At 39.8% G+C, this 20,380-nt stretch carries 17 protein-coding genes; all 17 read left to right on the top strand.

Going from position 1 to position 20,380, the window contains the following annotated elements; genetic code table 11:
- Positions 1-15: 15 nt before the first annotated feature.
- Positions 16-495: a signal peptidase II gene (lspA, locus tag LS41612_RS18285; protein WP_024362121.1), complete on the top strand. Its 480-nt coding sequence runs from the start codon at positions 16-18 to the stop codon at positions 493-495.
- Positions 492-1,403 (top strand): RluA family pseudouridine synthase, encoded by a 912-nt coding sequence (locus LS41612_RS18280; protein ID WP_024362120.1) that lies wholly within the window; start codon positions 492-494, stop codon positions 1,401-1,403. The genes lspA and LS41612_RS18280 overlap by 4 nt, the downstream gene beginning before the upstream one ends.
- A gap of 278 nt (positions 1,404-1,681) precedes the next feature.
- Positions 1,682-2,224, top strand: coding sequence for a bifunctional pyr operon transcriptional regulator/uracil phosphoribosyltransferase PyrR (gene pyrR / locus LS41612_RS18275; protein ID WP_024362119.1), 543 nt, complete (start codon positions 1,682-1,684; stop codon positions 2,222-2,224).
- Between the two features lie 20 nt (positions 2,225-2,244).
- A complete protein-coding gene (locus LS41612_RS18270) occupies positions 2,245-3,555 on the top strand; it encodes a solute carrier family 23 protein (protein WP_024362118.1) in 1,311 nt (436 codons plus the stop codon).
- A 206-nt stretch (positions 3,556-3,761) separates the two neighbouring features.
- A complete protein-coding gene (locus LS41612_RS18265; RefSeq protein WP_024362117.1) occupies positions 3,762-4,640 on the top strand; it encodes an aspartate carbamoyltransferase catalytic subunit in 879 nt (292 codons plus the stop codon).
- 1 nt (position 4,641) lies between these two features.
- A complete protein-coding gene (gene pyrC, locus LS41612_RS18260) occupies positions 4,642-5,919 on the top strand; it encodes a dihydroorotase (protein WP_024362116.1) in 1,278 nt (425 codons plus the stop codon).
- Positions 5,919-7,019, top strand: coding sequence for a glutamine-hydrolyzing carbamoyl-phosphate synthase small subunit (carA, locus tag LS41612_RS18255; protein ID WP_024362115.1), 1,101 nt, complete (start codon positions 5,919-5,921; stop codon positions 7,017-7,019). Before pyrC ends, carA begins: the two co-directional genes overlap by 1 nt.
- A complete protein-coding gene (carB, locus tag LS41612_RS18250) occupies positions 7,012-10,209 on the top strand; it encodes a carbamoyl-phosphate synthase large subunit (protein WP_024362114.1) in 3,198 nt (1,065 codons plus the stop codon). Before carA ends, carB begins: the two co-directional genes overlap by 8 nt.
- Position 10,210: 1 nt before the next feature.
- The gene (locus LS41612_RS18245; RefSeq protein ID WP_024362113.1) at positions 10,211-10,984 is read left to right on the top strand and encodes a dihydroorotate dehydrogenase electron transfer subunit; all 774 of its coding nucleotides are present in this window, start codon (positions 10,211-10,213) and stop codon (positions 10,982-10,984) included.
- The gene (locus LS41612_RS18240; RefSeq protein ID WP_024362112.1) at positions 10,981-11,892 is read left to right on the top strand and encodes a dihydroorotate dehydrogenase; all 912 of its coding nucleotides are present in this window, start codon (positions 10,981-10,983) and stop codon (positions 11,890-11,892) included. The genes LS41612_RS18245 and LS41612_RS18240 overlap by 4 nt, the downstream gene beginning before the upstream one ends.
- Entirely contained in the window at positions 11,892-12,602 is a 711-nt protein-coding gene (gene pyrF, locus LS41612_RS18235; protein WP_024362111.1) for an orotidine-5'-phosphate decarboxylase, read from the top strand. Before LS41612_RS18240 ends, pyrF begins: the two co-directional genes overlap by 1 nt.
- The gene (gene pyrE / locus LS41612_RS18230; RefSeq protein ID WP_024362110.1) at positions 12,599-13,228 is read left to right on the top strand and encodes an orotate phosphoribosyltransferase; all 630 of its coding nucleotides are present in this window, start codon (positions 12,599-12,601) and stop codon (positions 13,226-13,228) included. The genes pyrF and pyrE overlap by 4 nt, the downstream gene beginning before the upstream one ends.
- A 788-nt stretch (positions 13,229-14,016) precedes the next feature.
- Positions 14,017-15,012: an ABC transporter ATP-binding protein gene (locus LS41612_RS18225; protein WP_029747186.1), complete on the top strand. Its 996-nt coding sequence runs from the start codon at positions 14,017-14,019 to the stop codon at positions 15,010-15,012.
- A gap of 4 nt (positions 15,013-15,016) precedes the next feature.
- Complete coding sequence (locus LS41612_RS18220) at positions 15,017-16,006, top strand: ABC transporter ATP-binding protein (RefSeq protein ID WP_024362109.1); 990 nt, start codon at positions 15,017-15,019, stop codon at positions 16,004-16,006.
- A gap of 64 nt (positions 16,007-16,070) precedes the next feature.
- Positions 16,071-17,798: an oligopeptide ABC transporter substrate-binding protein gene (gene opp4A / locus LS41612_RS18215; protein WP_024362108.1), complete on the top strand. Its 1,728-nt coding sequence runs from the start codon at positions 16,071-16,073 to the stop codon at positions 17,796-17,798.
- Positions 17,799-17,890: 92 nt separating this feature from the next.
- Complete coding sequence (gene opp4B, locus LS41612_RS18210; protein WP_024362107.1) at positions 17,891-18,856, top strand: oligopeptide ABC transporter permease; 966 nt, start codon at positions 17,891-17,893, stop codon at positions 18,854-18,856.
- A gap of 13 nt (positions 18,857-18,869) precedes the next feature.
- On the top strand, positions 18,870-19,781 hold the full coding sequence (gene opp4C, locus LS41612_RS18205; protein WP_024362106.1) for an oligopeptide ABC transporter permease: 912 nt from the start codon (positions 18,870-18,872) through the stop codon (positions 19,779-19,781).
- Positions 19,782-20,380 lie beyond the last annotated feature (599 nt).

Below are 20,380 nucleotides of genomic sequence, written 5' to 3'. Positions count from 1 at the left end.
AACGGAGGAATAGCTGTGTATAAATATTATGGATTGGCCGTTTTTGTCATTATTCTTGATCAATGGACAAAATGGCTAATTGTGAAAAATATGGAGTTTGGTGAACGTATTGCCGTATGGGATCCTTGGTTTGGTATTTTATCGCATCGTAATAGAGGTGCAGCCTGGGGGATGCTTGAAGGGCAAATGTGGTTATTTTCTATAGTGACAATAGGTGTTATTATTGCCATCATTTACTTTTATCATAAAGAGGCAAAGGGCAAGCCTCTTTTTCAAGTGGGCTTAATGCTGTTATTGGGCGGTGCCATTGGTAATTTTATTGACCGTATATTTAGAGGAGAAGTAGTAGATTTTGCCGACGTATTAATCCCTATTATTAATTACGATTTCCCGATTTTTAATATTGCGGATGCAGCATTAACAATTGCCGTTGTCGTATTAATGATTGGTTTAATCGCCGAAGATAAAAAAGAAAAGAAACAGGTGAAACAATGACACAAGTATCATATACAATTGAAGAACAGCAACAAGGAGAGCGCATTGATAAAGCGGTTTCGAGTATACAGAATGAATGGTCTCGTACACAAATTAGCAATTGGATTACAGAAGGAATTGTTAAAGTAAATGGTGAAGCAGTAAAAGCAAAATACAAGGTGAAAGCAGGCGATGTTGTTGAAATCATCGTGCCAGAGGCAGAACCTTTAGACGTTATTGCTGAAAACTTAGACCTTGAAATCGTATATGAAGACGCAGATGTACTCGTTGTCAACAAACCAAAAGGAATGGTGGTCCATCCTGCTCCAGGGCATCTGACGGGCACACTAGTAAATGGTTTAATGTATCATTGCACAGATTTATCGGGCATAAATGGTATCATGCGTCCAGGTATTGTACACCGAATCGATAAAGACACATCAGGTTTGCTAATGGTAGCGAAAAATGATAAAGCACATGAATCATTAGTTGAGCAGCTTGTGAATAAAACAGTCACACGTAAATATACAGCGCTTGTGCATGGACATATCGCTCACGATAAAGGGACAATTGATGCTCCAATTGGACGTGATCAAAAGGACCGTCAAAAACAAGCTGTTGTGGATAAAGGGAAACATGCGGTAACGCACTTCCAAGTAATTGAACGCTTCGGTGATTACACATTAGTAGAGTGTCGTCTTGAAACGGGACGTACACACCAAATTCGTGTCCATATGCAGTATATTGGATTCCCACTTGTTGGCGACCCAAAATATGGACCAAGAAAGACCATGGATTTTGGCGGACAAGTATTGCACGCAGGAGTTTTAGGATTCACGCATCCTACTACTGGCGAATATATGGAGTTTGAAGCACCACTTCCTGTTGATTATGTACAGTTATTAGACGAATTAAGAAATAAGGATTGACGGATAATGAAAGAAGGTCTATACTAACGAAAGTGAATGAACGACTTTAACTTAATATTCACCTTTAATGGCAGTCCAGAGAGGCTGAGAAGGTACATGTGAACGTGTTGCTAAAATTTGTGCTGCAAATTTTTCCAACATGCTATTTAAACACGTACTCAACCCTCTCAGGCTATTCGCCTCGAGAGGTTTTTTTATGCCGTTTCAATGATGCTTCAGCAAGTAGGTAGCATCTGTAACACCCCGATGAACATCGATGAAAGAGAGGAGGACAAAAAATGTCAAAAAATGAGCTATTAGATGGGCCATCGATGACAAGAGCATTAACACGTATTGCACATGAGATTATTGAACGCAATAAAGGAATTGACGAATGTATATTAGTTGGAATTAAAACACGCGGTGCCTTCCTTGCAAGACGCTTAGCAGAACGTATAGAAAAAATCGAGGGTAAAGCGATTCGCACAGGGGAGTTAGACATCACCCTTTATCGAGATGACTTATCCACAAAGCATGAAAATGAGCAGGCACATGTTGAGCAAGTAGATATCGATTATGTGGTAGCCAATCAAAAAATTATTTTAGTCGATGATGTACTCTATACAGGTCGTACAGTTCGAGCGGCACTAGATGCAGTAATGGATTTAGGAAGACCCGCGCAAATTCAACTAGCAGTGCTAATTGATCGCGGACACCGAGAGCTACCAATTCGAGCGGATTATGTTGGGAAAAATGTTCCGACATCAGGAACGGAACGTATCGTCGTTAATTTACTTGAAGTTGATGGCGAAGATTGCGTCATTATTTATAAAGAAGACTAATAATAAAGTGAGGAAACGTCATGTCAAAGGCAGTATTAGATATTAATGATAAACCGACCCCAGTCCAATTGGTGACATTAAGTTTCCAACACATGTTTGCCATGTTTGGGTCAACGATTTTAGTACCACAACTGGTTGGGCTTAGCCCAGCAATCGCCCTTCTAACCAGTGGGATTGCCACATTGTTCTTCTTATTAATTACGAAGTTTCAAGTACCAGCCTATTTAGGTTCATCCTTTGCCTTTATCGCACCGATATTAATCGCTGCAGGTGGTTTAGATGACAATGGTTTAAGTGTTAATCCAGGTAACGCTATGATCGGAGCGATGGCAGTCGGGATTACCTACGGCATTGTGTCACTTATAATTTGGAAGAGCGGTTATAAATGGATTATGAAAATCCTTCCGCCTATCGTTGTAGGACCAGTTATTATGGTAATCGGTCTTGGCTTATCGGGAACAGCAGTTAACATGGCAATGAATGTTGACGGAGAATATAATTTGCTGCATTTTTCAGCGGCACTTGTCACATTGTTTACAGCGATTATCTTTACCATCTTCTTTAAGGGGATTTTAAGTACAATGCCAATATTAATCGGCTTAATAGTAGGCTATGTCTACTCGATTTTTATCGGGATTGTCAACTTCGAACCGATTAAAGAGGCAAAAATGTTTGCACTACCACATTTTATTATCCCAGGTGTAAATTATGACTTTACGATTACATCGACAATTTTACTCGCGATGGTACCGATTGTGATTGTAACCATTTCAGAACATATCGGTCACCAACTTGTATTAGGAAAAGTAGTCAATCGAGACTATATTAAAGAACCGGGCTTACACCGTTCTTTACTAGGTGATGGCTTTGGGACCTTGATTAGTGCATTTATTGGTGGCCCACCAAAAACAACATACGGTGAAAACATTGGTGTCCTTGCCATTACACGAGTTTACAGCGTATATGTCATAGCAGGTGCGGCAGTCGTAGCGATTGTGCTGTCATTCTTCGGGAAAGCAATGGCGGTTATTGCAACGATTCCAACAGCAGTTCTTGGTGGTGTTTCCATCCTACTGTTTGGTATCATCGCATCAAGCGGTTTACGTATGCTAGTAGACAACCATGTGGACTTTGGTAACAGCCGCAATTTAGTAATTGCCTCTGTTATTCTCGTAATTGGTATCGGCGGTGCGAAATTTATCGTCACAGAATCATTAAGTTTAGAAGGCATGGCGTTAGCAGCGATTATCGGTGTTGTACTAAATGCAATTCTACCAGGTAAAAAAGAAGCTGATATACCAGTACCATACGATCAAAATAATCAATCATAGTAGTACCTTTTAATGAATTGTCCAGAGAGGCAAAAAAAGGGAAGTTGTGGACAAGCAATAAGTAAGCAATAGTCTTACTATAGTTTGTCACGCCTCCTTATGCCTCGCTGATGACATCAGCGGGGCTTTTACATTATTTAGACAAATAAATAATGAAGGACGTCATACATAGACGTTCATGACACACAACCTAATGGAGGTACATGATGAAGAACTTATTATCAATGGAACATTTAACAACTGAAGAGATTAACCGCATTTTACATCGTGCGCAGGCGTTTGAAAATGGCGAAACATCATCGTTATCTCGTGCTTATAACGTAGCAAACTTATTTTTTGAACCGAGTACACGTACGAAGACAAGCTTTGAGATGGCAGAGCGCAAAGTAGGCTGTACGGTTATCCCGTTTGACGCAAGCTTTTCAAGTGTAACAAAGGGTGAAACATTGTACGATACAGTCAAGACGTTAGAAATGATTGGTATGGATGCGGTCGTTATCCGCGCCAAAGAAGATGAATATTATAACGAGCTACTAGAAGGCATCAATGTTGCGGTTATAAATGCAGGAGATGGCGCTGGTCAACACCCATCCCAATCATTACTGGATCTGTACACGATAAAAAAAGAGTTTGGTTCTTTTGAAGGGTTAAATATTACAATCGCCGGAGATATTTCTCATAGCCGTGTAGCAAAATCCAATGCATCCGCGTTACAGCGGTTAGGGGCAAATGTACATTTTCTTTGTCCAGAAGAATGGGCAGGGGATTTTAAATCACATCATTCTTGGGACGATTTAATCGAAATAAGTGATGTCATTATGTTACTTCGTGTACAACATGAGCGTCATAAAGTAAATAAAAGCTTCTCAAAAGAAAGCTATCATGAAGAGTATGGCTTGACTGTAGAACGAGAGAAGAAAATGAAGGACACAGCAATTATTATGCATCCAGCGCCAGTAAACCGCGATGTAGAAGTTGCATCAGAGCTAGTAGAATGTGAACGGTCTCGCATCTTTGACCAAGTACGCAATGGTGTATACACACGAATGGCAATAATTGAAACGATCTTACAAGGGAGAGAATAACATGACGAAAGTACTTCAAAATGTACAAATGTTAAATGAACAAGGTGAATTGCAAACAGTAAATATCGCCATAGTAGATGGCAAAATTACTGCCATTGGACAAGAGGTCAATGTAGCTGGTGCAGAAATAATCGAAGGAAATGGTTTAGTTGTTGCACCAGGGTTTGTGGATGTGCATACACATCTACGCGAACCAGGGTTTGAACATAAAGAAACAATAGCAACAGGTTCAGCATCTGCTGCAAAAGGCGGTTTTACAACAATTTGTGCCATGCCAAATACAAAACCAGTGCCTGACACGGTTGAAAACATGCAATTAATAAATGGGCTGATTCAAGAAAGTGCAGTGATTCGTGTACTACCATACGGCTCATTAACGCAGGATATTTCAGGGGAAGTTCGTACGAATATTGAAGAATTAAAAGCACATGGTGCAGTAGCGTTTTCCGATGATGGTGTAGGCATTCAGCTTGCATCCACGATGTATGAACAAATGCAGGATGCAGCAAAGCATGACATGGTTGTTGTCGCACACTGTGAAGATAATTCATTAATTTATGATGGTGTTATGCATGAAGGCAAGCGTAACAAAGAGCTAGGTTTACCAGGTATTCCGTCTATTTGTGAATCTGTCCAAATTGCACGCGATGTTTTGCTTGCAGAAGCGGCAGGGGCACGCTACCATGTGTGTCATGTTTCAACAAAAGAATCAGTGCGTGCAGTACGTGATGCAAAAGCAGCAGGCATCCGCGTCACAGCGGAAGTTTGTCCTCACCATTTATTACTTGAAGAGATGGATATTCCATCTGATGATGCAAACTGGAAAATGAACCCGCCATTACGAGGTGCAGATGATAAGGATTCTCTACACGCAGCACTATTTGACGGCACGATTGACTGCATCGCCACAGACCATGCACCACATACAATAGAAGAAAAATGCTGTGGCATGGTTGGTGCACCATTCGGCATCGTAGGCTTTGAAACAGCCTTCCCGCTATTGTACACACAATTTGTTGAAACAGGGAAATGGACTTTAAAGCAATTGGTCGATTGGATGACTGTAAAAGCGGCACAAATTTTTGACTTACCATATGGAACGTTAGAAGTAGGGGCTTCGGCAGACATGGTTTTAATTGATTTACAGAAAGAACAAACGATTGATGCAGAAGGATTTGTATCAAAAGGTCGCAATACACCATTCAATGGTTGGGTTGCAAAAGGTTGGCCAGTCGTAACAATTTTTGAAGGTAATATCGTATACCAGGAGGCAGAGTAATGAAAAAACGTTTACTTATTTTAGAAGATGGCACAGTATTTACAGGCACAGCGTTCGGTAGTGAGCGAGCTTCACAAGGTGAAGTCGTATTCACTACGGGGATGACAGGATATCAAGAAACGATTTCAGATCCTTCATTCTATGGACAAATCGTAACGTTAACATACCCACTTATCGGTAACTACGGTATTAATCGTGATGATTTCGAATCAATCACACCGGCAATTCGTGGTTTTGTTGTCCGCGAACTAGCAAAAACACCGTCGAATTTCAGATGTGATTTAACAGTTGATGAATACTTAACATCAAAAGATATCCCAGGGATTGAAGGTATTGATACACGTAAACTAACACGCATTATTCGTAGCAAAGGTTCTGTTAAGGCCATTTTGACTGCGGCTGACGAAGAAGTAAATGTAGAAGAAATTGTGGCAAAACTACAAGCAACACCAGCAATTACACATCATGTGCGCGAAGTATCACCGAAGGCTGCCTACCCATCACCAGGTCGTGGCAAACGAGTAGTGTTAATTGACTACGGTATGAAACACGGTATTTTACGTGAATTAAACAAGCGTGATTGTGATGTCCTTGTTGTACCATACAACACACCAGCAGCAGAAATTTTAGCATGGCATCCAGATGGTATTATGCTGTCAAATGGCCCTGGTAACCCAGAGGACGTGGCAGAAGGTATCGAAACAGTACGTAATTTAATCGGAAAAGTGCCAATGTTCGGTATTTGCTTAGGTCACCAAATCTTCTCATTAGCAAGTGGTGCGAAAGCATTTAAATTACCATTCGGTCACCGTGGTGGTAACCATCCAGTCAAAGATTTACGCACAGGCCGTACAGATTTAACATCTCAAAACCATGGCTATGCAATCGATATAGAATCATTAAAAGATACAGATTTAGAATTAACACATGTCGCTTTAAATGATGGTACTTGTGAAGGTGTCCGTCATAAGAAATATCCAATCTTCACAGTACAATATCACCCAGAAGCATCACCAGGACCAGAAGATTCAAACCACTTATTTGATGAATTCATTGAAATGATGGAAGCAGAAGCAGGGAAGGGGAAACAACATGCCTAAACGTACAGATATAGAAACTATTTTAGTAATCGGGTCAGGTCCAATCGTCATCGGACAAGCAGCAGAATTTGACTATGCCGGAACACAAGCTTGTCTTTCATTAAAAGAAGAAGGCTACCGCGTTATTTTAATAAACTCAAACCCTGCAACAATTATGACAGATACAGAAATTGCAGACAAAGTATACATTGAGCCAATCACACTTGAATTTGTCTCACGCATTTTACGCAAAGAGCGCCCAGATGCCATCTTACCTACACTAGGTGGTCAAACAGGGTTAAATATGGCGATTGAATTAGATAACTCTGGTATTTTAAATGAGCTAAATATCGAAATTCTTGGTACAAAACTCGATGCTATTCATAAAGCTGAAGACCGTGATTTATTCCGTAACCTGATGTATGAACTAGGTGCTCCAGTACCGGAATCAGATATTATTCATAACTTAGATGAAGCGAAAAACTTTGTTGCAAAAATCGGTTATCCAGTAATTGTACGCCCTGCATTCACACTTGGCGGTACAGGCGGTGGTATTTGTTATAACGATCAAGACCTAGAAGAAATCGTAACTTCTGGACTGAAATATTCACCAGTTACACAATGCTTACTTGAAAAATCAATCGCTGGCTTTAAAGAGATTGAATACGAAGTAATGCGCGATGCGGCTGACAATGCCATCGTAGTATGTAACATGGAAAATGTCGACCCTGTAGGGATTCATACAGGTGACTCTATCGTCGTAGCCCCAACACAAACACTTTCTGACCGTGAAAACCAAATGCTACGTAATATCTCATTAGATATTATCCGTGCACTAAAAATTGAAGGTGGCTGTAACGTACAGTTAGCACTTGATCCATATAGCTTCAATTACTATGTCATCGAAGTAAACCCACGTGTATCTCGTTCATCTGCATTAGCGTCAAAAGCAACGGGTTACCCAATTGCCAAGCTAGCAGCAAAAATTGCAGTAGGTTTAACATTAGATGAAATCAAAAATCCAGTGACAGGTTCAACGTATGCTTGCTTCGAGCCAGCACTAGACTACATTGTCGCAAAAATTCCACGCTGGCCATTCGATAAATTCGAATCAGCAAAACGTAACTTAGGCACACAAATGAAGGCAACTGGTGAAGTAATGGCACTTGGTCGTACGTTTGAAGAAGCTATGCTGAAAGCTGTTCGTTCTCTTGAAACAGGTCAAGTACATTTAGAGCTAAAACATGCAGAAGATAACTCTGACTCTTGGATTGAAAAACGTATCCGTAAAGCGGGAGATGAGCGTTTATTCTTCATCGGTGAAGCATTGCGCCGTGGTGTAACAATCGAGCAAATCCATGAATGGTCTGCAATTGACTTATTCTTCTTAAATAAATTTAAAAACATCGTAGATATGGAGCAAACACTTGCTAACCATAAAAACGATAAAGAAATATTACGCACTGCAAAACGTCTAGGCTTTGCTGATAAAAAAATTGCCGAGCTATGGGACACAACACCAGAGGCAGTATATGCGTACCGTAAAGAAAACGGCATTATCCCAGTCTACAAAATGGTTGATACATGTGCAGCAGAGTTTGAATCTGAAACACCATATTTCTACGGTACTTATGAGGAAGAAAACGAATCCATCAAATCTGATAAACCATCCGTGATTGTATTAGGTTCGGGTCCAATCCGTATCGGTCAAGGGGTAGAGTTTGACTATGCAACAGTGCACTCTGTATGGGCAATTCAAGAAGCAGGCTATGAAGCAATCATTATTAACTCAAATCCAGAAACAGTATCAACGGACTTCTCGATTTCAGATAAGCTATACTTCGAGCCATTAACAATCGAAGATGTTATGCATATTATCGATTTAGAACAACCAATTGGTGTAGTTGTCCAATTCGGTGGTCAAACAGCCATTAACCTTGCTGATAAATTAGCTGCAAATGGTGTGAAAATTTTAGGTACATCATTAGAAGATATCGACCGTGCAGAAAACCGCGATAAATTCGAACAAGCTTTACATGCATTAGACATTCCACAGCCTCCAGGTGAAACAGCAGTTTCAACGGAAGAAGCACTTGCCATTGGCGAACGCTTAGGCTTCCCAGTACTAGTTCGTCCTTCGTATGTACTTGGTGGACGTGCAATGGAAATTGTTTATAACGAACAAGAATTACAACACTATATGGAAAACGCTGTTGAGGCATCACCAGATCACCCAGTACTCGTAGACCGTTACTTAACGGGGCAAGAAATTGAAGTCGATGCGATTTGTGACGGTGAAAATGTTTTAATCCCAGGTATTATGGAACATATCGAACGTGCAGGGGTACACTCTGGTGACTCGATTTCTGTATACCCACCACAAAAATTAACACAAGCGCAAAAAGATACATTAGTGGATTACACAACTCGTTTAGCAAAAGGTCTTGGCATTATCGGCTTAATGAACATCCAGTATGTTATTTCCCAAGGTGAAGTGTATGTCATTGAGGTAAATCCTCGTTCATCTCGTACAGTACCGTTCTTAAGTAAAATTACGAACATCCCAATGGCGAACATTGCAACAAAAGCCATTCTTGGAAAATCAATCGTAGCACAAGGCTACCCAACTGGCTTAGCGGCAGAGCAAAAAGGTGTATTTGTTAAAGTACCAGTATTCTCATTCGCTAAATTACGCCGAGTGGACATTACATTAGGACCTGAAATGAAATCGACAGGGGAAGTAATGGGGAAAGATGCAACATTAGAAAAAGCACTTTATAAAGGCTTAGTTGCAGCAGGTATGGAAATTCGCACAGAAGGCACAGTATTATTCACTGTATCTGATAAAGATAAAGAAGAAGCAATTGCGCTTGCCAAACGCTTTTCAACAGTAGGCTACCGCATTGTAGCGACGGAAGGTACTGCACAAGCATTTGAAGCAGCGGGTGTTCGTACTGATGTAGTAGGGAAAATCGGTGCCAAAGGACAAACGTTACTTGATTTAATTCAAAATGGTGAAGCACAGTTAGTAGTGAACACATTAACAAAAGGCAAGCAACCAGCGCGTGATGGATTCCGCATTCGACGTGAGTCTGTAGAAAATGGTGTGCCTTGCTTAACTTCTCTAGATACAGCAGAAGCAATGCTACGTGTAATTGAATCCATGACATTTACAGCAGAACAAATGCCGAAAGCGGAGGTAGTACATTAATATGATTCGTCAAGAGAAAATGACGGTCGTCTCTCAAAAGCAAATTGCGACAAACATTTTCGAATTGACACTTCGTGGTGAACTGGTTCAGGATATGACTCCTGGCCAGTTTGTCCATGTAAAGGTGTCAGATTCATTGGAGCCGCTTTTACGTCGACCTATCAGTATTGCAAATATAGATAAAGACAACAGTGAATTTACCATGATTTATCGTGCGGAAGGTCGAGGAACAAAGGTGTTAGCGACAAATCGTGAAGGGCAGCTAGTCAATGTCCTTGGCCCAATCGGTAATGGCTTCCCAGTTGATGCGGTAAAGACAGGAGGGACAGCATTATTAGTTGGTGGCGGCATCGGTGTACCTCCTTTACATGAGCTGTCAAAACAACTTAATGCACGTGGTGTGAAGACTATCCATGTATTAGGCTTCCAAACAGAGGATGTATGCTTCTACGAAGAGGAATTTAACGCACTTGGTGAAACGCATTATGTAACAGTCGATGGCTCAAAAGGAACAAAGGGCTTTGTGACCAACGTTTTAGAATCACGTGCACCAGAATTTGATGTGTTCTATTCTTGTGGTCCTCTACCGATGTTAAAAGCTTTAGAAGGTTTCTATCCTGAAAAAGAAGGCTATTTATCTTTTGAAGAGCGAATGGGCTGTGGTATTGGTGCTTGCTTCGCGTGCGTATGTAAAACAACAGATCAAATTGATAAAGACTATGTCAAAGTATGCTCTGACGGTCCAGTATTCCCGAAAGGTACGGTGGCATTATGAGTCGTTTAAATATCCAATTACCTGGCTTAGATTTAAAAAATCCAATTATGCCAGCTTCAGGTTGCTTCGGCTTTGGTCGGGAGTATGCGCAACTGTACGATTTATCGATACTTGGTGCGATTATGATTAAAGCAACAACTGTAGAAACAAGACCTGGCAATCCGACACCTCGTGTAGCGGAAACAGCAGCAGGAATGTTAAATGCTATTGGCTTACAAAATCCTGGTATTGAAAAAGTAATGAATGAAGAATTAAAGTTTTTAGAAGGCTATGATGTGCCGATTATTGCCAATGTAGCGGGAACGGAAACAGCAGATTATGTGGAAGTAGCACGTCGCATCTCAGCTGCACCCAATGTCAAAGCACTAGAACTTAATATTTCATGCCCGAACGTAAAATGTGGCGGTATTCAATTCGGTACAGATCCAGCAACAGCAAGAGATTTGGTTGCAGCTGTCAAGGCAGTGTCGGAAGTACCTGTTTACGTGAAATTATCACCAAACGTTACAAATATCGTAGAAATCGCGCAAGCTGTGGAAGCAGGTGGAGCGGATGGTATTACGATGATTAACACATTAATCGGCATGCGCTTACATGAACGTACAGGTAAACCTGTCATTGCCAACGGTACAGGGGGCTTATCAGGTCCTGCAGTAAAACCGGTTGCTATTCGCATGGTATACGAGGTGTATAAGGCAGTCAATATTCCGATTATTGGGATGGGTGGCGTAAGTGAAGCACAAGATGTAATTGATTTTATGTCTGCTGGTGCATCAGCAGTTGCGGTTGGTACAGCCAACTTTGTCGATCATTTTGTTTGCCCGAATATCATTGAGGAATTACCTGCAAAGCTTGACGCTTTAGGTGTAGAACATATTACGGATATTATCGGAAGGAGCCATCGTTAATGAATACAAAACCAATTCTAGCACTTGATTTCCCAGGAGAAGCAGAAGTTTTCAAGTTTTTAGCACATTTTCAAGAGCCTCTTTTCGTCAAAATTGGTATGGAGCTTTATATGCAAGAAGGTCCAGATATTGTCCGCAAAGTGAAAGATTTAGGTCATGATATATTTTTAGACTTAAAGCTACATGATATTCCTAATACGGTTGGCTCAGCGATGAAGGGCTTAGCTAAATTAGGGGTTAATTTAGTCAATGTCCATGCAGCGGGCGGGCGACCAATGATGGAAGCTGCACTCGAAGGTCTGGAAGCAGGGACACCTGCAGGTCAAGAGCGCGCAGCATTGATTGCCGTGACACAACTAACATCCACTACGGAAGCGCAAATGCAAGCAGAGCAAAAAATTGCGTTAACATTGCAAGAATCGGTATTGCACTACGCAAGCTTAACAAAACAAGCAGGCTTAAATGGTGTGGTTTGCTCGGTACATGAAGCACAGGCAATTGCTGAAGTGTGCGGCCAAGACTTTTTACGTGTCACACCTGGTATCCGTTTAGCAGGTGGTGACGCTCACGATCAAAAGCGCATCGCTACACCTGATGGCGCCAAACGTGATGGTTCTTCTTTAATCGTAGTAGGCCGTGCCGTAACAGGTGCGCAAGATCCAGTAGCAGCATATAAAATGGTAAGTGAACTATGGGAGGCATCAATATGACATTACAAAACGAAATCGCACACGCTATGCTTAAAGTAGGCGCAGTCGAATTAAATCCAACAGAACTTTTTACATGGGCATCAGGTATTAAATCTCCAATTTACTGTGATACGCGTCTAACAATCTCTGACCCAGTTATCCGTAAACAATTGGCAAATGGCTTAGCAGCGATAATTAAAGAAAACTTTGAAGGTACAGAAATCGTAGCTGGTACGGCCACAGCAGGTATTCCACATGCTGCATGGGTAAGTGATATTTTAGACTTACCGATGATCTATGTACGTTCAAAAGCAAAAGAACATGGTCGTGGCAATCAAATTGAAGGAAAATATGCTGCAGGACAAAAAGTCATCGTAGTAGAAGATATTGTGTCAACAGGTGGTTCTTCCATTACAGCAGTTGAAGCTTTACGTGCAGCGGGTTGTGAAGTATTAGGGGTTGTATGTGTTTATACGTATAACTTACCACGTGCTGAACAAGCGTTTGATGAAGCGGGCATAAAGTACGTATCTTTAACAAACTTCGATTATTTAATTGAAGCAGCGAATGAATCTGGTGCCATTAAAGAAGATGATATTCCATTTTTAAAAGATTGGCATGCAAAACTTAAAGCTGGAGAATTATAATCGCATTTTTGACTAGCTATAACGAATCTGTTTGATAAACAATAATGAAACGATCACGGTTATGATAACCTGTGGTCGTTTTTTTATTGGAAAGAAACTGTGAAGGATAGAAATATAAAAATTAAATACAAGAAGATGTATGTTAAAGAAAAGTCATGAAAATAAAGTTTTCTAATGTAATAAAAATCGCTTTTTAACATTAATGCTTTAAAGGGAAAAATTATATATTAATAATAATTGATTATTAAAAATAAACAGAAAATTAAATTAAGTCCAATAATAATCAAGTTTACCAAATAAAAGAATGTGATAGGTGAAGAAGTTAGGATTGTGTAATCTCATTATTTATTATATTTAAATAATAAAAAACTAATGAAAAGTAGAACGGATAAATAGATTAGCAAATATTTCATTAGAATTAATTTGTAAAATAAAAAAATTTTTGTAATAGTTGTACGGTTTATTATGTATATAACATTATGAGGAGTTGTAAAAAAACTCTTGATTAAATGTATTATTTCTAGATAAAATAGCCGTATAGATAATTTTCAGATAATTCTATAAGTAAATAGTAAGTTATTTTTTTGTTTATACTGTAAAAAATTTATTAATATGTATTTAAATTCAATATAATAAAAACTATTAATTATTTGAGTAGAAATAATTTTGAAATAAGTTTAATCTGTTTCAAATCTTTTTTCTGAATATTGAATCAGGAAAGTTTGGACATCGCTAGTTTTTACTACATATTTCTATTTAGAAAAAATTTACGAAGGTGTGATGATTAAATGAATTTAATGCTTGAAGTAAAGAACCTAAAAACTGGTTTTGATATAGAAGGAGATATTTATCATGCAGTCGATAATGTGTCGTTTTCCGTCAAGCCTGGCCAAATTGTAGGGATTGTAGGGGAATCCGGCTGTGGTAAAAGTGTTATGTCATTGTCAATTATGCAGCTACTGCCCCAAGGAATTGGCAAAGTTACGGGTGGAGAAATAAAGTTCCAAGGCCAAAATATAGAAAATTATTCAAGCGATGAAATGAATAAAATACGAGGAAAAGATATTAGTATGATCTTTCAAGAGCCTATGACATCTTTAAACCCTGTATTTACAATTGGTAATCAGATTGAAGAGATTTTATTGAATCATCTGTCAATCTCCAAAACAGAAGCAAGGCAGCAAGCCATCGAATTGTTAAAAAGTGTAGGCATCCCTAGACCAGACAAAATTGTAGATGAATATCCTCACCAATTATCCGGGGGGATGCGACAAAGGGTGATGATTGCGATTGCGATTGCCTGCCATCCAAAGCTGTTAATTGCCGATGAACCGACTACTGCACTAGATGTAACTGTGCAAGCACAAATTCTGGAGTTGCTGAAAAAAATTCAAGAGAAAAATGACATGTCTATTATTTTGATAACGCATGACTTAGGGGTAGTGGCAGAAATGTGTGATGAAGTCATCATTATGTACGCTGGGAAAATTGTAGAGCGCACGAATGTAGATAATCTGTTTTATAACCCACAACATCCGTATACAAAGCTGTTAATGGCATCCATTCCTCGTATTGATTTAGAGGTGAGTGAGTTAACAACAATCCAAGGCATTGTGCCATCATTAAAAAACATGCCTACTTTTGGCTGTCGCTTTGCCGATAGATGCCCGTCTGTAAAACCTGAGTGTAGTACAGTAACGCCACAGCTTGCACAAATGGCTGATGGTCATGAGGTTTCGTGCTTACTATATGAAGGTTGCTATCCTAAAGAAAGTGTGAGGTAACAACATGACAGAAACAACAAGCAAACAACGTAAAGAAAACTTACTTGAAGTGAACAACCTAAAAACTTATTACCCGATAAAAGGCGGGTTTATAAAAAAGACAGTCGGACATGTGAAGGCGGTCGATAATATTTCTTTTTCCATCAAAAATGGTGAAACACTAGGATTGGTTGGGGAGTCAGGCTGTGGTAAATCAACAACTGGGCGTACTATTATTCGATTGTTAGATTCTACAGAAGGACAAATCATTTTTAATGGTCAGGATATTACGAAATTACAAGGCAAATCATTAAGAGAGATAAGAAAAGATATCCAAATGGTATTCCAAGATCCTTATGCATCATTAAATCCAATGCAAATGGTTGGCAGTATCGTAGCGGAGCCCATTATGAATTTCCATAACAAAACGCTCAATTCATTAAAAGGGGAAGTCGTGGAGTTATTGCGCAAAGTAGGCTTACCTGAAGATGCCTATTATAAGTATGCGCATGAATTTTCAGGAGGGCAGCGTCAGCGAATTGGTATTGCGAGAGCCCTAGCACTTAAACCAAAACTAATTATCGCCGATGAACCTGTTTCTGCTTTGGATGTTTCCGTTCAATCTCAAGTTTTGAATCTATTAAAAGAATTGCAGGATGAGTTTGATTTAACCTTTTTATTTATTGCGCATGATTTAAGTGTTGTGAAGCATATGAGTGATCGCATTGGCGTGATGTATCTAGGAAATATTGTTGAAATAGCTAACAAGACGAGTATTTATGATGAACCATTGCACCCTTATACACAAGCGCTTATTTCCGCGATACCCGTACCGGATCCTCGCAAAAAAAGTACGCGCATTGTATTAGAAGGTGATGTACCAAGTCCCGCAAATCCTCCGACAGGATGTCCATTCCATCCAAGATGCCCTAAAGCTATGATGGAATGTTCCTTAACGAAACCAGTATTAAAGGAGGTGAAGCCAGACCATAACGTTGCTTGCCACTTATATTAAAAACGGCAAGAAAAAAACAGGAAACAATGTTTTTCAAAATAAAATTTTTAACGGGGGGAAAAGAATGAAAAAGACAAAAACATTATGGTCACTGTTACTGATGCTTGTCATGGCTTTATTCCTAGCAGCATGTAATAGTGATTCAGGGACAACTGACAAAGATGCACAAAAAGATAAGGAAACGCCAGCGGCAACTACTGATGTTAAAGAAGGTGGCGTAGTTACATTCGGAACAGACCAAGCGCCGGAGGGCGTATTTGACCCTGCCTTTGCAGGAAGTATCGTAGATAGCTATATCCAAAATTTCATGATGGATGGCGTGTATGATGTAAATGATGAATTAGAATATGTACCAAACCTTGCAAAATGGGATATTAGTGAAGATAAATTAACGTATACGTTCAATTTCGAAAAGGGCGTAAAATGGCATAATGGTGAGGAACTAACAGGTGAAGACTGGGTTTTCGCATTAGAAACGTTAGCACACCCTGATTATGATGGTCCTCGTTTCAACTATGTTGAAGGCGTAAAAGGGGCAGAAGAGAAAAAAGCAGGCAAAGCAGATAAAATTTCAGGAATTGAAGTTGTAGATCCTTACACAATTAAAATTACTTTTAAAGAAGTGAAAATTAATAACTTAGAAAGCATTTGGCAATACCCAATGCCTAAGAAACATTATGAAGGCATTGCAGTAAAAGATTTAAGTGAATCAAAACAAGTGCGCGAAAACCCTGTAGGATTAGGCGCGTTTAAAGTGAAAAAAGTGGTAGACGGCGAGTATTCTGAATTAGAGCGTTTTGATGATTACTGGAAAGGGAAACCAGCGCTTGATGGTGTTATTGTAAAAGTAATTGACCCATCATTAGCTGCGGGTGCGTTCCAAAACGGAGAAATCGACATCATGGATATTAGACCACAATCTGTGAAAGAGCTTTCTGCATTAAGCAATGTACGTATCGAAGAAACAACTGGTGTGAGCTATTCTTATATCGGGCTTCGTTTTGGTCATCGTGATAAAGCTACACTTAAAAATGTAGCTGATTTTGATAAATTCAATTCAAAAGAATTACGTCAGGCACTATTATATGCTCTTAACCGTCCAGCAATGATCGATGCTTTCTTAGAAGGAAAAGCGAAAGTAGCAAACACAGTTATCCCAGTTACTTTCTGGACTGCTGCAGATGCTTCAGATTTAAATGCATACGAGTTTAATGTGGATAAAGCGAAAGAGCTGTTAAAAACAGCAGGCTATGTTGATACAGACGGTGATGGATTTGTTGAAGATCCAAAAGGTCAACCATTCAAAATTTTATTTGGTCACTATGCAGGACCAGCTGCATTTGAAGGTCGTTCACAAGCAATCATTCAATCTTGGAATGATATTGGCGTAAAAACAGAATTAGCAACAGGAAGCTTAGTTGAGTTTAACTTGTACAATGAAATGAAAGACAACGATGATGCAGCATTAGAGGCATTCTTCGGTTCTTGGAGCATGGGTTCTGATCCAGACCCATCAGGTTTATGGGCTAATGATGCAGAATGGAACTACGGTCGTTATGTAGATGCAGAGAATGACAAATTATTAAAAGAAGCGTTAAGTGAAAAAGCATTTGATAAAGACTACCGTAAAAAAATGTATGTTAATTGGCAAAAATACTTCAACGAACAATTACCTGCACTACCATTATGGGAAAATCTAGATTTATATGGTATTAACAATCGACTACAAGGTGTTCATATTAACGCTGTTGGATTCCAAACAGACGTTTATAAATGGCACATTGTTGAGTAAGTTAGTGCCTAATCAAGGCTGAGAAACCTACTACTATCAGGCTAAAATTGGAGCTTGATAGTAGTAAATTTTAATTGATAAGGGGACGTCACATGCTTCAATACACACTTCGAAGACTACTCGGCATGATTCCATTGTTACTCCTTATTTCGTTAGTTGTGTTCTTCTTAGCAAAAATGATGCCAGGAGATCCATTTGCGGGAGAAATTGATCCATCCAATACAAACCCACAATACATCGAGGAAATGAGAGAGAAGTTAGGCTATAATGATCCAATTATCGTGCAATATGGAAGATGGATGGCTAATTTTGTACAAGGGGATTTTGGCAAATCAACCGTTTATAAAAAACCTGCAGTGGAAGTGATTGCACAGCGAATTCCAAATACATTATTTTTAGCCATTACATCTTTAATTTTTACGTATATTTTTGCTTTTATCATGGGGATGTATGCAGGAAGAAAACCTTATACATTAGGTGATAATCTAATAGCTTCGTATAATTACCTAGCTTTAGCGATTCCGTCATTTGTTGCCGGCATTGTCGCTATTTATGTGTTCTCTTTCCAATTAGGGTGGTTCCCATTCAACGGCTCAGTTGGTGTAGGGCTGCAGGAAGGCACATTTGCTTATTATTTAAGTAGGGTCCATCATGTATTATTACCAGCCCTTGTTTTAGGATTAATGGGAACGGCATCCTACACGCAATTTTTACGCAACGATATTATTGAAAACAGTCGAAAAGATTTTGTACGTACGGCAAGAGCAAAAGGAACAAAGGAATCAAAAATTTACAACAAGCATATTTTAAGAAATTCGATTATTCCGATTATTACTTTTCTTGGGTTTGACATCGCTACATTAATTAGCGGTGCGGTTATTACAGAAACCATCTTTACTTATCCCGGAATAGGTGCACTGTTCTTAGATTCCGTTGGAAGAAGAGATTATGCGGTCATGATGTCGATCACTATGTTACTTTCATTCTTAACACTTTTTGGAAATTTAGTAGCCGATTTACTGTACGGTATAGTAGATCCGCGAATTAGACTAGATTAGGGAGGGGAAATATGTGGAGATTGTAACAAAACAAGAAGCTTCTGCACCAAAAAAAACACCGAATAAAAGCCCCTCTCCATGGGTGATAGCGAGAAGAAAGTTCTTTAAAAATAAATTAGCGATGATCAGCCTTATTTTTTTACTAATCGTTATTATTCTATCGTTTTTGGCACCGTATATTACGACAAAAGATATCGTGCGTGTAGACTTTACGAAAATTAGTCAGCCACCTTCAAGTGAAAACTGGCTTGGAACAGATACAAATGGTCGTGATGTTTTTACGCGAATGCTATATGCTGGTAGATCCTCATTGACGGTTGGCATAGGCTGTATGTTTTTTATTGTTTTAATTGGGACAACGATTGGGGCGATTTCGGGTTACTTTGGGGGCAAGGTTGACCAAATTTTAATGCGTTTCACAGACTTTGTTTTAATGTTCCCATTATTAGTTTTCGTTATCGTTTTAAATACGATTCTAGTCGGCAAAGTTTCAGGCTTATGGACATTAATTATTGTTATTTCCGTATTAAGTTGGGGAAGTGTTGCCCGCGTTGTTCGAAGTCGAATTCTTGCAGAGAAAGAAAATGAGTACATTTTAGCTGCAGAGTCAATCGGCTGTAAATCATCGAAAATCATTATCAAACATTTACTACCTAACGTCGCTTCTACGATTATTGTACAAGCTACGCTATTAATGGCAGTAACGATTGTTATCGAGTCCGCGTTAAGCTTCTTAAACTTTGGTGTGCCAGCAGATACACCAAGCTGGGGCAATATGTTATCTGAGGCTAGAAACTCAGATGTATTAAGAGATAAAATTTGGATTTGGGTTCCACCTGCAACCGCCATTACATTGGTCATCTTATCGATCAATTTTATCGGTGAAGGGCTGAAAGATGCAATGAATCCGAAATCAAGAAGATAATGTTGGTGAATAAATGGCACCTATCAAAGTAAACTCTACTTTGATAGGTGCCATTTGCTATTTGTTTGGGGAGGGGGAATACCTGCTTGGCAGAGTGATACCCGCGGAGTAGAGTGAAATACTCGCTTGGCAGGGAGAAATATCCGCGGAGTAGAGTGGGATACCCGCGGAGCAAGGAGATACCCGCGGAACAGGGAGAAATATCCGCGGAACAAGGGGGAATACCCGCGGAGCAGAGTGAGATACCCGCGGAACAAGAGAGAATATCCGCGGAGTAGAGTGAAATACCCGCGGAGCAGGGTGAAATACTCGCTTGGCAGGGAGAAATATCCGCGGAGCAAGGGAGAATACCCGCGGAGTAGAGTGGGATACCCGCGGAGCAAGGAGATACCCGCGGAACAGGGAGAAATATCCGCGAAGCAGGGTGAGATACCCGCGGAGTAGAGTGAGATACCCGCGGAACAAGAGAGAATATCCGCGGAGCAGGGAGAAATACCCGCGGAGCAGGGAGAAATATCCGCGGAGCAGAGTGAAATACCTGCGGAGCAAGGAGATACCCGCGGAACAAGAGAGAATATCCGCGGAGGAAGGAGATACCC

Source organism: Lysinibacillus sphaericus (assembly GCF_002982115.1).
In the GTDB taxonomy this organism is placed as follows: domain Bacteria; phylum Bacillota; class Bacilli; order Bacillales_A; family Planococcaceae; genus Lysinibacillus; species Lysinibacillus sphaericus.
This window is presented reverse-complemented; position numbering and strand designations above follow the sequence as displayed.